Raw genomic sequence first — 14643 nt, 5'->3', positions numbered from 1 at the left:
ATGACCGACGCGTTCGCCCTCCGCCTCGCCACGGCGGACGACGCCGCGGCCGTCCGCCGCATCTACGCCCCCTTCGTCGCGGACACTGCCATCACCTTCGAGCAGGACGACCCCTCGAGGGACGAGATTCGCGGCCGCATCGAGGAGACGCTCCCCGCCTCCCCGTGGCTGGTGTGCGAGCGGTCGGGAGAGTCGGACGAGGCAGACGAGTCGGACGAGTTAGGCGGCGAGGTCGTGGGCTACGCTTACGCCGGGCCGGTCCGGAAGCGGGCGGCCTACCAGTGGTCCGTCGAGTCGTCGGTGTACGTCGACCCCGCCGCACAGCGCCGGGGGGTCGCACGGGCGCTCTACACGGCGCTCATCGCCCTCCTCGCCGACCAGGGTTACCGGAACATCTTCGCGGTGATGACGCTCCCGAACGAGGCGAGCGCCGCGTTTCACGAGGCACTCGGCTTCGAGTCCGTCGGCGTCCTCGCGGACGCGGGGTACAAACTCGGCGACTGGCACGACGTGGCGTGGTTGCAGAAGCGCATCGGGAGCGAGGGTGACGCCGCCGCCGACGCGCCCGCCCCCCCGCGTTCGCTGGACGACCTCCCCCCCGAAGCCCTCGCGGCGGCGCTCCGGGCCGGCGAGGCCCACCTCGGGACCGCCTGACCCCGCTCGCGGCGGCTTCTCGACGACCTCCCGTCGGCGTGCGGGTTTTGCTCCATGGGCACGTATCTCACGCAGTCATGAGCGACGGTCGCGGACGGAAGGCGGACCCGAATCGAGGGGAGAGGACGGACGTGACGACCGACACGTCTCCCGTCATCGACCTCCGGGACGACCGGGCGACCGACCGCTCGCTCGCGGGCGGGAAGGGGGCGGCGCTCGCGCGCCTCCTCGGTGCGGACCTCCCCGTCCCGGAGGGGTTCTGCGTGACGACCGCCGTGTACCGCGCGGTGGTCGACGACCCCGACGTCGAGGCGGCCGTCGACCGCCTCGCCGCCCTCGGCCCGGACGACTCCCGACTCCCCGACGCCTCGCGGGAGGTGCGGGCGCTCGTCCGGGCGCGCCCCCTCCCCGAACCGGCGCTGACGGCCATCGGGGAGGCCCTGTCCGGGGTCGACGGTCCCGTCGCGGTCCGGTCGTCCGCGACCGCAGAGGACCTCCCCGAGGCGAGTTTCGCGGGACAACACGAGACGTTCCTGAACGTCCCGCACGGGGAGGTCCCTGACCGGGTCCGCGACTGCCTCGCGGGGACGTTCACCGACCGAGCGGTCGCCTACCGCGCCCGGAACGGCCTCCCGCACACCGCCGACACGGTGGCGATGGCCGTCGTCGTCCAGCCGATGGTCGACGCCAAGAGCGCGGGGGTGCTGTTCACCGCCGACCCGTCGACCGGGAGCCGCCACGTCGCGAGCGTGGACGCCGGTTTCGGCCTCGGCGAGGCGCTCGTCGGCGGCGAGACGACGCCCGACACCGTCCGGGTGGACCGACGGACTGGCGAGGTGCTCGACTACGCGGTGGGCGAGAAGCGCGTCGTCAGCCGTCCCCGCGAGGGCGGCGGCACCGAGCGCGTCGACCTCTCCGCGGACCGCCGAGTCGCGCGTGTCCTCTCGGACGAACAGGTCCGCGAACTCGTCGCCCTCGGCGACCGCGTCGAGTCGCTGCTCGGGTCGCCACAGGACGTGGAGTGGGCGCTCGTGGGTGGGCGGTTCGTCCTCCTCCAGTCACGGCCCATCACGTCGCTGTTCCCCCTGCCCGACCCGCTCCCCGCAGACGACCGCCTGCACGTCTACCTTAGCGTCGGCCACATGCAGGCGCTCCCGGAGGCGCTGCCGCCACTCGTGCGGGACGTGTGGACGAACTACGTCGAACGGGAACCGGAGGCGTTCGGCATCGAGCGCGCCTGGACGCGGCCCGCCGTCGAGGCCGGGGGTCGCGTGTACGTCGACCTGACCCCGCTCCTCCGGGTGGGGTTCCTCCGCCGGCGCCTCCCCGACCTGCTGGCCAACGTCAACGAACCGGCCTCGCGGGGCCTCACGGACCTAATCGAGCGGCGGGAGGAGGCGTTCCGGCGCGAGCGCCGCTCGCTCGCCGCCCTCCCCGCGTTCGCCGCCACCGCCCTGACGCTCGGTCTGCTGGCCCTGCGCGTCCTCCCCCGGACGCTCCTCGGCGTCCTCGGCACGCTCGTCGGTCGCCCGCGAGACGCCGAGACGGTCGGCGTCTGGTTCGAGGTGTGGGCCCGCCGGGCCTCGAACGACGTCGCCGCCCCCGCGACGACCGACGGTCGCGTCCGCAGGGCCTTCGACTCGCTCGACATCCCGGAGATACTCGCGGAACTGTACCCTCGAATCGCCCCGCTGTTCACCGCCCTCGCCATCGGCGGCTGGCTGAAACGTCGGTTCCCGGACGCACCCGACGAGGTGAACGCCGTCGGCAGGGGGTTCGAGCGCGAACTCGTCACCCGCCTCAACCTCGGCCTCGGTGACCTCGCGGACGTCGCCCGCGAGCATCCGGCCGTCGCCGACGCCCTTCGGGAGGGTGCGTCGCTGGAGGACGTCGAGCGCGTCCCGGGGGGTCGGTCCTTCCGCCTCGCGTTCGAGCGCTACCTCGCGGAGTTCGGACACCGCGCGACGGGCGAGATAGACCTCAGTCGCCCCCGGTGGCGCGAGGACCCCGCGCCCCTCCTCGGAGCGATTCGGGCCAACCTCGCGGAGGGCGGGGAGGCGGGGACGCCGTCGCCCGGTGAACACCACAAACGGGTCCGTCGACTCGCCCGCGAGGCCGAGACGGCCGCCGCACGACTCGAAGCGCGAGCAGACCGCGGCCCCTTCGGACCGCTCCGCCGCCGTCTCGTCCGCCACCTCGTCCGCGTCTACCGGCGGTTCGTCATGCTCCGCGAGTACCCGAAACACGGCACTGCACACCTGTTCACCGCGTGGCGGACGGTGTTCCTCGAAGCGGGTGCGCGCCTCGCCGACGAGGGCGTCCTCGCCGCCCCGGGCGACGTCTGGTTCCTCCGGCGCGACGAACTGCTGGCCGCCCTCGACGGCGAACCCATCGACGTGGACGTCGAGGCCCGCCGCCGGGAGTTCGAGCGACACGTCGCCCTCGACGCCCCACCCCTCCTGACCAGCGAGGGCGAAGCACCGGTCGGGCACGTCGACCACGGGGACCTGCCGCCCGGCACCCTCGTCGGGACGGGCGTCTCGGCGGGCGTCGTCGAGGGCGTCGCGCGCGTCGTCCGCGACCCGCGCACCGCGACGGTCGAACGCGGCGAGATACTCGTCGCCCCCTCCTCGGACCCCGGGTGGACGCCCCTGTTCCTCAACGCCGCCGGGATGGTCGTCGAGGTGGGTGGCCCGGTCAGTCACGGCGCACTGGTCGCCCGCGAGTACGGCCTCCCCGCCGTCGTCTCCGTACCGGGCGCGACCCGCGCGATTCGGACCGGACAACGGGTCAGAATCGACGGGGCGCGCGGGACGGTCGAATTACTGGAGGACGTGGACGGCGGCGAGGAAGACAGGTCGGACAGCGAGGCGGGGCGGTCCGGTCAGACCGTCCGCAGGTAGTCGGTCTGCGGTTCGTACACGTCGCCCTGCCGGCGGAGCTTCTCGATCTCGTGTTCGGCCTTCGAGCGCTCGATGCCCGCCGCCTCGGCCCGGTCGAGGACCTCCTCGACGGGCGCGCCCTCGTCGTACTCCTCTTCGACCTCGCTGATGATGCCCTTCACGTTCTTGATGCGGTCGCGCTGGGTCTTCGAGGTGCCCGTCTCGACGATGTCGGCGTCGAACTCGCCCGTCTCGGGGTCCATCCCGATGTCCTCCAGACAGGACCGGACGAGGGTCGTCACCCGCTCGGCGTCCTCGGCCTCGACGGTGTCCGAGAGGCGGACCCGTGCCGACGCTTCGGCGAGGCGGACCAGCGCCTCCAGTTTCCGCGCGGTGACGGGGATGGGCGAGTCCTCGTCGGAGCCGCGGGCACGCAGGTCGACGTAGAAGTCACGGATGGTCTCTTTGGCCTCCTCGGTCATCGTCGGGTAGACGTTGCGCTTGGCGTACGCGATGTACTTGCGCAGGAGTTCGGGTTCGATGGTCGGGGCCACCTCCTCGGTGACCGTGTCGACTTCCTCCTGGCTGAACTGCGAGGTGGCGTTGTTCGTCCGGTGGGTGTGGAGTTCGCCCGCGTAGTTCGTGTTGATGATGTGTTCGGCGAGGTCGCGGTCCTTCTCGGCGTCGGGCTTGTCCGTCACCGTGAAGATGAGGTCGAACCGCGAGATGAGCGCCGGTTCGAGGTTGATCTGCTCGCCGATGGGTTCGTACTGGTCGAACCGGCCGTACTTCGGGTTCGCCGCACCCAGCAGCGAACACCGCGACTTCAGCGTGGCGTTGATGCCCGCCTTCGACACCGATATCTTCTGTTGTTCCAGCGCCTCGTGCATCGCCGAACGGTCCTCCGGGCGCATCTTGTCCAGTTCGTCCACCGCCGCGATGCCCTGGTCGGCGAGGACGAGCGCCCCCGCCTCCAGCGACCACTGCTGGCCCTCGCCGAAGTCGTCGCGTACGGCTGCCGCAGTTAAACCCGCCGAGGACGAACCTTTCCCGGACGTGTACACTGACCGCGGCGCGATATTCTGGATATACGATAGCATCTGGGAGTTGTGCGAGACGACGTTGTTCGTGAGGTAGTTGTGCGTCCCCTCGATTTCGAGGTCGTACACCCACTCCTCGTCGGGTTCGATACGCTCGATGGACTCGATGCGGTCCCACGCGACGGATTTGTCAGGCTGTTGTCTGCGGGACACGTCAGATGCGTCACTGGCAACAGCGCCGCCATCCGTAGCGACATCGGAGTCTGTGTGCGCTGTCGAGTCCCTTAATGGGGACACAGCGACGAACTCGCCCTTCGAGAGGTCCTCCGCTCTGACAGCGACGTGTCGACCCCCTTGCTGGACGAACAGTGGATGCGACGGCGTGACCTCCAGTTCGTGACCCGTCGCGGTCCGCACGCGGAGCATCGTCTCGGGGGCCTCTCGCTTCCATACCTTGGTAGCCCGCTGGCGGCCGATGGTCCCGTCGTCTCGCAGTGACGGCACCTCGAAGTCCACCTCCTGATACACGCCATCGTCGATGGGCTTCGGGTCGGTCAGGTTCGACTCCACGAGGTCACGGATGGGTACCTCGCTCCCGTCGGCGAGCGTCACCCGGGTGTCGCCGCGGACACACTTCCCCGTCCCGGGGTCCCCTATCAGCAGCATGTGGAGGTCCCCCCGGATGCGGGAGCCGTCGGGGAGGTGTTTGGTGACGCCCGAAAAGAGCTGGAAGATCATGGCCATCTTCTCCTGGTCGTAGCCGTAGATGGAGGGGGCGACGGCCCCGACCATCTTCTCGTAGATGTCGGGCGAGGAGGAGAGTTCGACGATCTCGCGTTTGTCCTCGTCGGTGATGTCCATCTCCTCGAACTGCTCGTCCTCGATCTCGACCGCGACGCCGTCCATGTAGATGTCGAACATCGCAGACTTCTGCTGGCCCGACTCCTGCTGGTCGAGGTGGAGGACGCCCGTGACGGCGACGTGGTCCCCGGCGGTCACCTCGCCCGTGATGTCGTCCTCGATGTGGATGTCGATGTTCTGGGGGGTCTCCCCGCCGCGTAGCCCCTCGGGGGACTCCTGGACCCGTATCTTCTGGGCGTCGATGAACTCCGACTGGTCGAAGTTGATTCGGAAGGGTCCCTGTCGCTCACAGCCCTGACACTCGTGGGGTTCCTGGAAGTCGCCGCCGGTCTGGGGGATGCGCGTCAGGGTGCCACAGCGCTGGCACTCGAAGGCGGCCTCCTGTATCTTCGGACGGACGTCGGTGGCCTTCCGGACGATGCCCCGGACGGCGAGCAGTTGCCCGCGGTGGCGAGCGCGGATGTCGCGGATGTCCGTCGGGTCGGGGAGTTCGTGGACGCGGACGTGTGCCTGTCCGAGCGAGACGTCGACGGGGAGGTCGTAGAGGCGGAGGGCCTCCTCGGCGTACTCCTGTAGCTGGTCGGGCTGGTTGCGGTACTGTTCCGCGAGGTCCTGGTCGAAGCGGTAGAGGTCGCCCCACGAGACGTACAGCGAGCGCTGGTCGTTGGGGTACTTCCGGGCGAGTTCACCGATCGCGTTCCGGTAGTAGTTGCGGTAGAACTCCTCGAAGGCGTCGATGATGTCGGTGTCCTCCGCGAGAGCCATTTGGCGAGGCTACCGCCCGTTCGGATAAGAACCTTCGCGTAGCGCGCGGCGAAAGTGAATCGACGGACCGCGGGGCCGTCGCCGGACTCGCCCGGGGGTCGCCAGGCGCCCGTTCGACGGGGACGCGGCCGTCGAGGGGACTGGGCAATCGCCGTGGTGGAAGGCGAGGGCGTTCGGGTGGAGTCGGCCTGAGGCCCGCCTCCGCGCTACTCCCGCGTCACGAACGCGGCGCGCTCGTCGAGAAATTCGAGGACGCACTCGTTGAACGCCGCCGGTTTCTCGAAGAACACGTCGTGGCCAGCCCCCGCCACGGTGGCAGTCTCGGCTCCCAGCGGTCCTGCCAGTTCCTCGGCCATCCCCTCGGTCATGAACCCGTCCGCCTCGCCCGAGACGAGCAACGTCGGGACGTCGGCACGGGCGATTCGCTCCCGGTCCAGCGGCAGACCGTCCAGCGTCGGACGGACGTCGGTCCACTCCGGCGGCGCGTCGCGGTTCAGGTCGGCGATGGCGTCCGCGAGGAACGCCCGCTCGTCGTCCAGCGGGTCCGGGTCGGGGACGGTCGCCCGCTCCCTGAGTTCCCGGTGGCGTTCGGGCGAGAGGAGTCCACCCGGCGTCGCCGACAGGACGAGCGCCGCGACCCGGTCGGGGTGCCGGGTCGCCAGTGACGCCACCGACCACCCGCCCATCGAGTGCCCGACGAGGGCCGCCCGCTCGATTCCGAGTGCGTCCAGCAGTGCGAGGAGATCGTCGGCGAACGCCGCGACCCCCCGACCGCCCTCGTCGGCCGACAGGCCGAAGCGTCGCTGGTCGACCGCGAGACACCGATACCGGCGGGCGATGGTCGGTATCTGCTGCCACCACGAGAGGTGGTTCGTGCTGAAGCCGTGGACGAGGACGACCGGCGGCCCCTCCCCGACGTCCTGATAGTAGAGGTCGGTACCGTCACCGACCGTGACGTGTGCGAGCATGGTCCTTCCCGTCGAAGGTGGCGTCGCGGTGCCTTCATCCTGTGCCCCGTCGCCGGGGTGCTGTGACCTGCCCGCTCACTCCACGTCGGGCCTCGTGACGACCTCGTGGCCGGCGACATCGTAGACGCGTCCCGGCGGGCGTCCGTCGTTGGGTCGGGAGGACAGCTCTCCCGCGAGAATCGCCCGGAGGCCGGCGTGGTAGTCGTCCAGCAGCGAGAGGTCCTCGCCCGACACCGGGCGGTTGTGTGCGGTGTAGAGGGTGTCGAACGCGCCCTCGTCGCGCAGGGCGCGCAGTCGGGCGAACGTGTCGGCGTACGCCCCGAGGTCACCGCCACCGAAGTGGGCGTACAGGTCCCGCCGGAGGTGGAGGACGTCGCCGCCGTAGAGGTCGCCCCGCTCCCGGTCGAGCACCCCGAGTTGTCCCGGCGAGTGGCCAGGCAGGTGGAGCAGTTCGAGTTTGCGTCCCCCGAGGTCGACCGTCTCGCCGTCCGCGGCGACCGACACGTCGGGGACGGGCCGAATCTCGTGAGAGGTGGGGTCGAACCCGTCGGGGAACTGCCCGCCGCCCTCCCGGAAGGCGTCGAGCCACTCGTCGAGGTGGACGTGGAACGTGTCGGCGACGTAGTCCCAGCGGACCGTCCCATTGGGGGGCAGTTCGGCCTCGTGGATGCGGACGTCGTCGAACTGGGTCGCCCCGCCGACGTGGTCCCAGTGGGAGTGGGTGAGCAGGAGCGTCACGGGCACGTCGACCAGTTCGTCGGCCATCGCGCGCAGGTCGCCGACGCCGACGGAGGCGTCGACGAGGAGCGCCCGGTCCTCGCCGGCGACGAGGTAGTCGTTGAAGTACGTCGCCTCCGAGACGCGCCAGGTCCGGTCGGAGAGTTCCCGGACGTCGAACCAGTCGTCGGTGTCGTTCATGCCCTCCCGAACTGTGGCAGGGAGTTAGCGGTTCCGCCGGGGAGAGCGTCCGGTGTCGGGGTCCCCCGTCCGACGGCGGCACCGGGCGGCGACGTTCGAGACCCTGAGACGCTCGACTCCCGTGCGGACTCGCCTCAGCGGGTGCCGAGAACGGGTCGCAGGAGGCGGTCGGCGACGACGACACCGCCGCAGACGACGACCCAGAGGCCGAGGACGCTCCCGAGCAGGACGGCCCAGCCGGGAACTCCGACCCCTGCCGTCCCACCGTGCGCCGCCGCCGGCGCGGCCAGCACAGAGAGCGCCGTCGCGGCCACCCCCACCGTCGTCAGGTCGCGCATCCGGCTCATTCGGTCCGGTCGTTCGCTGTCTCCGCGGTGTCTCGCGTCACGTCCTCCGCGTCCCGTCCCGAGCGGTAGAGGAGCCACCCGGCGGCGACGAACAGGAGGCTCACGGCGGCCCAGTGGGGGTTGTAGACGCCCCCCTGCATCGTCGGCTGGTGGAGGCCCAACAGGACGTGGTCCACGAGGACGTCGAACAGGTCGAACGCGCCCAGTCCGACGAGGGCGGCACCGGCGACCGGACGGAGGGCGAGGGGGGCCTCCGTCCGGCGCTCGGACTGCCAGAGCAGGCCCGCCCCGACGCCCGCGATGCCGACCATCGCGAGTGAGAACAGGCCGTCCGCACGGATGTTCGTCCGAAGGCCGGAGAGCGTATCCATCGGGTAGAGCCCCGAGACGAGGTGGTGCAACTGGAGGACGTGGTGCAACACGAGCACGTCGATGAGGCCGCTGAACCCGAAGCCAAACACTCCGGCGGCGACCAGTGCGCGGCGGGTCGTCGTTCGTGCCATCGTGTCCGGGGGTGCTCACCCGAGGCGGGTAAGCAGGTCCCCGGCAGTCGACAGGTGGACCGATGTTCGTACCGGGTCGACCCTGCCGGACGACCGCCAGCAGCGGTTGCAAGTCTCCCTGTTATTGCCTCAGAAGTATAATGATAGTCCATTATGGTAGGGCCGTCCACGGAGATATCGAGCGACACCCGACGGATGATGAAGACGCGCGCGAGCCACCGACGCCCGCAGCGCGAGGCGACTACCCCGTACAGCCGACTGCTCGGCGCGTCCGCCCTCGTCGCCGCGGGGTACGTGCTCCGGGAGCGCCTCGGGCCGCTCGGTACGGACGTCGGCCGGGCCGCGACCCGCCTCTGGGGTGAGCGGGCCCCGGGGTCGGGGGCCAACCGCATCGAGGTACGGGGCGACGGGGCCGACGAGCAACTGGCGCGACGGGTGAGCGCCCTCGAACGGCGGATGGACGCCGGCAGCGGGACGTCGGGCCGCGGCTGGCTGGTGGGCGTGCCCGCCTTCGTCGCCGGGTACGCGTTCCGGGACCGGTTCGGACCGCTGGGCGAACGCCTCGACCGCGCCCCGCGACAGGTCCGCCGGGGGACCGGCGAGATGACCCGCGGACTCGCGGGACGGACCGAGGAAGTGAGCCACCGGGTCGCGAAGCGAACCGACGAGATGGCCGGTCGCGTCGCCGCCCGCGTCCGTCGGGGCGGTCGGACGGTGGCCGAACGGACCGAGGAAGCGACGGAGGAGACGGCAGACCGCATCGAGGAGACGAGCGCGGAGGTCAGCGACCGTATCGAAGACCGTGACGAGGACACCGGCGACCGGAAGACCGGCGCGACGCGGGCGACGTGACACCGGCCGCCCTGACGCGCCCGATGCCGTCGGCTGGTAGGCCGGTCGAAAACGAGTGGGACCGTCCGGATTTGAACGCCACTCGCTCCCTTCGGTCGCTCGTTCGTTCAAACCGGTCGTTGTTCACGTCTGCTTCCTCACGTCCGTTCGTCGGACAGAAGTGGGACCGCCCGGATTTGAACCGGGGTCACGGGCACCCAAGGCCCGAAGTATACCAGGCTAACCCACGGTCCCGCATCCCGACAGACGCGAATCCCACGGGAAAGCGTTTCGTTCTGCTCACGGCATCACGGGGCCGTACAGCACGGCGATGCCGAGCGTCGTCACCACCGCGAACAGCAGTTGCAGGGGCGTCCCCACCCGCAGGTAGTCCGTGAAGCGGTAGCCGCCCGGACCGTAGACGAAGAGGTTGGTCTGGTAGCCGACGGGGGTCATGAACGCCGTCGAGGCGGCGAAGGTGACAGCCAGCACGAACGCGAACTCGCTGGCCCCGATGCGGGCGGCCGACTCGGCGGCGACGGGAATCATCAGGACGACGGCGGCGTTGTTGCTGATGACGTTCGTGAGCGTGGCCGTCACGAGATAGAGAAGGCCGAGGACCGCGAGCGGGGGGAGCGCTCCTGCCGAGTCGACGAGCAGGCGGGCGATGAGGTCTGCGCCACCGGTCTTCTGCATGGCGATGCCGAGGGGGATGACGCCAGCGAGGAGGAAGATGACGTCCCACTGGACGGCGTCGTACACCTCGGTGGGTTTGAGACACCCCGTGGCGACCATCGCCAGCGCGCCCCCGAGGGCGGCGACGACGATGGGGAGGACGTCGATGGCCGCGAGGCCGACGACGACGAGAACGATGCCGACGGCGACGGGAATCTTCGACTTGCGGAAGTCGGGGCGGTAGACCTCCTGTGCGACGATGAAATTGCGGTTGTTGTTCAGGCGCTCGATGCTCTCGCCGCTCGCCTGCACGAGGAGGGTGTCGCCGACCCGGAGTCGGGTGCGGTCCATCCGCTGGCGGATGAGTTCCGGGCCGCGTCGGAAGGCGAGGACGGTCGCGTTGTAGCGCTGGCGGAAACTGGCGGAGGCGAGCGTCTCGCCGACGAGTGTCGACCCGGGGGCGATGACCACCTCGACGAGGTTCTGGACTTCTTCCTCCGCGGCTTCGAGGTCGTCTTCCTCGATGCGGGCGGGCAGGAGGTCGAACCCCTCGGCGTCGAGGAGGTCCAGCAGGGTGTCCCGGTCGGTACGGACCGCGAAGACGTCGCCGGGCTGGATGGACTTCGGGCCGAGCGGTTCGAGGAACACCTCCTCGCCGCGGACCAACTGGACGAGGTCCACGTCGAAGTTCTGTGTCTCCAGTGCCTCGCGGACGGTCTGGCCGACGACGGGCGAGTCGTCGCGGACGATCACCTCGGTGAGGTACTCGCCCATCTCGAACTCCTCGGTGAGGTCCTCGCGCGGGCGGATGCGTTCCGGCGTGAGGTAGCGCCCGACGGTCAACAGGTAGGCCGCACCGAAGACGGTCACCACCGCGCCGAGGGCGGTGAACTCGAACATGCCGAAGGGGGCGCCGGCCACCCCGAGGTCGGCCGCGACCGACGAGGCGAGGATGTTCGTGGACGTGCCGATGAGGGTGAGCATCCCGCCGAACATCGAGGCATAGGAGAGGGGAATCAGCAGCTTCGAGGGGGAGGTGCCCCCCTCGTGGGCGAGGTCGGTCACCATCGGGAGGAGGATGGCGACGGCGGCAGTGTTGTTGATGAACCCCGAGATGGGGCCGACGACGCCGATGGTCGCGCCCAGTTGCTTGGTCTCGGAGTCGCGCGTGTAGCTGCCGATCTTCGCGCCGAGCAACTGCACCACGCCCGTGCGCTGGACGCCCTCGCTCAGGATGAACATCGCGAGGACGGTGATGGTCGCCGTCGAGGCGAACCCGGAGAGCCCCTCCGTCGGCGTCGGCGCTATCTGCGTCCACGGTTCGAGGACCATCAGCGCCACCATCACCCCGATGGCGGTGATGTCGATGGGGACCGGCTCCGTGGCGAACAGGACGAGGGCGGCGACGATGATGGCGAAGACGACGAGCATCCCCGTGTCCGGCAACGCGAGCACGACTCCGGCAACGCTTCCCCCCGAGAAAAAACCACCCTCCACGCCCGCGGTCCCCCGCTCTCCCGCGCTCAGCGGGCGAGGAACGCCCCTAGCGCCACGAGACTGGCGGCGACGCCGACGCCCGCGACGGCCTGCTCGGCGAGGACGCTCACGACGGCCACCAGCGCCGCCCCGCCGAGACAGCCCCCCACGAGCGCCCGTTCGGTCCGCCGGTCCAGCCTGCCCCCTCGCTGGTCGTGGTAGTCGGCGGCGGTCAGCGCGACCACCCCCCCGCCGCCGCCCGCCCCGAGGAGGTCGCCCGTCGCGAACCCGACGACGAGGGCGAGGACGGCGAGGCCCACCCCCGCGGCCAGCGTCCGGTCGGGGGAGAGCGGGTTCACCGAGTCGCCGTACCGGGCGTGGTAGGCGACGGGCGGGGCGGCGGCGAGTGCGCCCACCGCGAGGCCGGTCCCCGGTGTGCCCGCGATGGCCCCCGCGAGGACGAGGAGCGCGCCGAGGCCGAGACCGGCGTAGAGGACGGGGTCGGGGACGAGCACCGTCGTCGGGTCCTCCGAGCGACTGACGGCGTAGCCCGCGAAGGGGTAGAACACGAGGAGGGCGAGGGCGGCGGCCCCGACGGTCGCCCCGGCGAGCAGGGCGAAGACCCCGAGGGGGACGGCCAGCACCACCCCGACGACGAGGGCCATCTCGGGGACGTGACGGTCCATACCGGCGGGAGGGCTGCGGCGGGGCAAAGGGTTCCGGTCGGCCGGTACGGGCGTTCCCTCATCCGCCCGCTCGCGGGCCGCGAACACGTCGCTGTGGAACCAACAAGCGTTTTATCCGCCTACCCTGTAGCCCACTGCATGCCAGACTGTCCGCTCGCGGACCAGTGCCCCAGTTACTCGGAGCGAATCAACGGGATGGGGTGTCAGCACTACGGCGACCGCGGAGGGGCCGAGTGGTGTAACCACTACAACCAGCCCATCCGCGACCTGAAGTCCCAGCCAGTCAAACCGGGCGAGGAGGTCGTCGTGGACGTGACGGACATGCACGAGAGCGGTGCCGGCGTCGGGCGGACCGAGGACGGCTTCATCGTCTTCGTCGACGGTATCCTCCCGGACGCCCGCGCCCGCGTGAAGATCACGAAGGTCAGGTCGAACCACGCCCGCGCCGAAGAGATAGAGCGCCTCCCCATGGAAGACGAGGAGGCAGACGGCGAGGAGACGGACGAGGCCGACGCCGACGCGAGCGAGGACGACGAGGACGGGTCGCGCAAGCCGCGCCGCGAGCGACTGGGCAGTCGCGACAACTTCTGGGGCGGGTAGGCGCCGAGGGCGGAGGTTCAAGTACGTCGCGTGCCAACTCACGGCATGAGAATCGTCCGCGGTGCCGACTCACAGCCCTGTTTTAGCTGTGGCACCCGCGCGGACGTGGTGGTCGCCCGCGGCCACCGGACGTGGTACGCCTGCTGGGAGCACGCGCCCGAACTTCTGCAGGCGGGCGGCGTCCTCATCGGACAGGGGCTGGAGGGGCGGCGAGGCTAAGTGGCTCGCACGCGTAGTTGCTTGCGAGACCAGGGGCCCCCGACCCTCACTGCGACTGGAACTGGCAGGCGGCCGCTCCCGGTCTCTCTTTCTGTCGGACCGGAACCGTCGGCTACAAGCGCCCGCGCCGGATACTGTGTGACGACGACCCACGACCGGGGGATCGCCCCCCACGACACACCATGACCGTCCCCGAAGACGCCCCAGACCTGCTCGACCGCGTCGGCTTCGACCCCGAGACGAGCGTGCTGACCCGCCGGCAGGCGGAGGTGCTCTGCCTTCGCGAGCGGGGCATCGCGCAGGCCGACATCGCCGCGTGGCTCGGCACCTCCCGCGCCAACGTCTCCTCTATCGAGGCCAGTGCCCGCGAGAACGTCAGCAAGGCCCGCGAGACGGTGGCGTTCGCCGAGGCCCTCCGCGCGCCCGTACAGGTGCCAGTCGAGACGGGCACCGACCTCTACGACGTGCCCGAGATGGTGTACTCCGCCTGCGACGACGCCGGCGTGAAGGTGGGCTACGCCGCCCCGGAACTGATGAAACTCGTCGGCGACGCCGCCGGCGACGCCGTCCGTGGGCGCGAGGTGCGCCGGGACATCCTCGTCGGCGTGACCAGCGACGGACGCGTCCGGGTCCGGACCCCCTGAGTCCCGCCCCCACCCCCGCCCGCCCCGACGTCCCCCGCGCCTCCGTCTCGGGACGCGGAGACCGCAGCCGACCCGTGACCCTGCAGTTAGCTCCTTCTCTCGAACAGTCTCACCTGCGAACCGGTTCGTGCAGTCGAACCAGGGACTGCCACGGCTTTTACGAACGAATCGGGCAGAAACGAACGCGAATACAACACGAACCGTTAACAGCGTGCACCGAGCAGACACGGCCATCCGTGTATGTTGCCCGCTGAGCGAAAACGGACCATCGTCGAACTGGTGTCTGAGAACGGGGACCGGTCGGTGAACGGTCTCGCCGAGTCCCTCGGGTACTCCGAGGCGACCATCCGCCGCGACCTGCGCGACCTCGAGTCCGAGGGGCGCATCGAGGAGGCCGAGGCCGCCGCCACGGGTAGCGGGACCAGGAGTCCCGACCGGTCGGGGGACGGTTCGGACGACACCGTCTCGTCGGACGTGGAACTCGAGCGGGGGGGTGCGACGCCCCCGACCCCGAACGCATCGGCGGGGACCCCCGGAAGCGCCTGTTCGACCGCCTGAAGCGCCTGTTCTCCTG

13 protein-coding genes and 1 tRNA gene are annotated in these 14643 nt (G+C 70.5%); 6 read left to right on the top strand and 8 right to left on the bottom strand.

Annotated features, from left to right (window positions below; translation table 11 throughout):
- Nucleotides 1-654 (top strand): GNAT family N-acetyltransferase, encoded by a 654-nt coding sequence (locus tag NKG96_RS00540; RefSeq protein ID WP_254536495.1) that lies wholly within the window; start codon nt 1-3, stop codon nt 652-654.
- A gap of 77 nt (nt 655-731) precedes the next feature.
- On the top strand, nt 732-3557 hold the full coding sequence (locus NKG96_RS00535; RefSeq protein ID WP_254536493.1) for a PEP/pyruvate-binding domain-containing protein: 2826 nt from the start codon (nt 732-734) through the stop codon (nt 3555-3557).
- Here the strand turns inward: NKG96_RS00535 and NKG96_RS00530 are convergent.
- The 5 genes from NKG96_RS00530 to NKG96_RS00510 all read right to left on the bottom strand — a co-directional run bounded on the left by NKG96_RS00530 (nt 3539) and on the right by NKG96_RS00510 (nt 8938).
- Complete coding sequence (locus NKG96_RS00530; RefSeq protein ID WP_254536492.1) at nt 3539-6202, bottom strand: ATP-binding protein; 2664 nt, start codon at nt 6200-6202, stop codon at nt 3539-3541. The two genes, NKG96_RS00535 and NKG96_RS00530, sit on opposite strands and share 19 nt — an antisense overlap.
- A 206-nt stretch (nt 6203-6408) precedes the next feature.
- Nucleotides 6409-7170: an alpha/beta fold hydrolase gene (locus NKG96_RS00525; protein WP_254536491.1), complete on the bottom strand. Its 762-nt coding sequence runs from the start codon at nt 7168-7170 to the stop codon at nt 6409-6411.
- 75 nt (nt 7171-7245) lie between these two features.
- Complete coding sequence (locus NKG96_RS00520; protein ID WP_254536489.1) at nt 7246-8088, bottom strand: MBL fold metallo-hydrolase; 843 nt, start codon at nt 8086-8088, stop codon at nt 7246-7248.
- A 134-nt stretch (nt 8089-8222) separates the two neighbouring features.
- Nucleotides 8223-8435, bottom strand: a complete 213-nt coding sequence (locus tag NKG96_RS00515; RefSeq protein ID WP_254536488.1) for a hypothetical protein — start codon at nt 8433-8435, stop codon at nt 8223-8225.
- Complete coding sequence (locus tag NKG96_RS00510; protein ID WP_254536487.1) at nt 8432-8938, bottom strand: DUF2243 domain-containing protein; 507 nt, start codon at nt 8936-8938, stop codon at nt 8432-8434. Before NKG96_RS00510 ends, NKG96_RS00515 begins: the two co-directional genes overlap by 4 nt.
- A 153-nt stretch (nt 8939-9091) precedes the next feature.
- Here NKG96_RS00510 and NKG96_RS00505 point away from each other — a divergent pair, with 153 nt between their 5' ends.
- A complete protein-coding gene (locus NKG96_RS00505; RefSeq protein ID WP_254536486.1) occupies nt 9092-9790 on the top strand; it encodes a hypothetical protein in 699 nt (232 codons plus the stop codon).
- Between the two features lie 161 nt (nt 9791-9951).
- Here NKG96_RS00505 and NKG96_RS00500 read toward each other — a convergent pair.
- From NKG96_RS00500 to NKG96_RS00490, 3 genes are all read right to left on the bottom strand, one after another.
- Nucleotides 9952-10024, bottom strand: a tRNA-Pro gene (locus NKG96_RS00500).
- A 45-nt stretch (nt 10025-10069) separates the two neighbouring features.
- Complete coding sequence (locus NKG96_RS00495; protein ID WP_254538165.1) at nt 10070-11875, bottom strand: SLC13 family permease; 1806 nt, start codon at nt 11873-11875, stop codon at nt 10070-10072.
- Nucleotides 11876-11967: 92 nt separating this feature from the next.
- Nucleotides 11968-12606: a hypothetical protein gene (locus tag NKG96_RS00490; protein WP_254536485.1), complete on the bottom strand. Its 639-nt coding sequence runs from the start codon at nt 12604-12606 to the stop codon at nt 11968-11970.
- Between the two features lie 138 nt (nt 12607-12744).
- On the opposite strand from NKG96_RS00490, the gene NKG96_RS00485 reads away from it, so the two are divergent.
- The 3 genes from NKG96_RS00485 to NKG96_RS21140 all read left to right on the top strand — a co-directional run bounded on the left by NKG96_RS00485 (nt 12745) and on the right by NKG96_RS21140 (nt 14627).
- Nucleotides 12745-13206 (top strand): TRAM domain-containing protein, encoded by a 462-nt coding sequence (locus NKG96_RS00485; RefSeq protein WP_254536483.1) that lies wholly within the window; start codon nt 12745-12747, stop codon nt 13204-13206.
- Nucleotides 13207-13607: 401 nt separating this feature from the next.
- Nucleotides 13608-14069: a Tfx family DNA-binding protein gene (locus NKG96_RS00480; RefSeq protein ID WP_254536482.1), complete on the top strand. Its 462-nt coding sequence runs from the start codon at nt 13608-13610 to the stop codon at nt 14067-14069.
- 240 nt (nt 14070-14309) lie between these two features.
- Nucleotides 14310-14627, top strand: coding sequence for a DeoR family transcriptional regulator (locus NKG96_RS21140; RefSeq protein WP_303651783.1), 318 nt, complete (start codon nt 14310-14312; stop codon nt 14625-14627).
- The last annotated feature ends 16 nt before the right edge of the window (nt 14628-14643 follow it).

It is taken from the genome of Halomarina litorea (assembly GCF_024227715.1).
Lineage (GTDB): Archaea > Halobacteriota > Halobacteria > Halobacteriales > Haloarculaceae > Halomarina > Halomarina litorea.
Note: the sequence above shows the minus strand (reverse complement) of the source record. Positions and strands in the feature narration are given on the sequence as shown.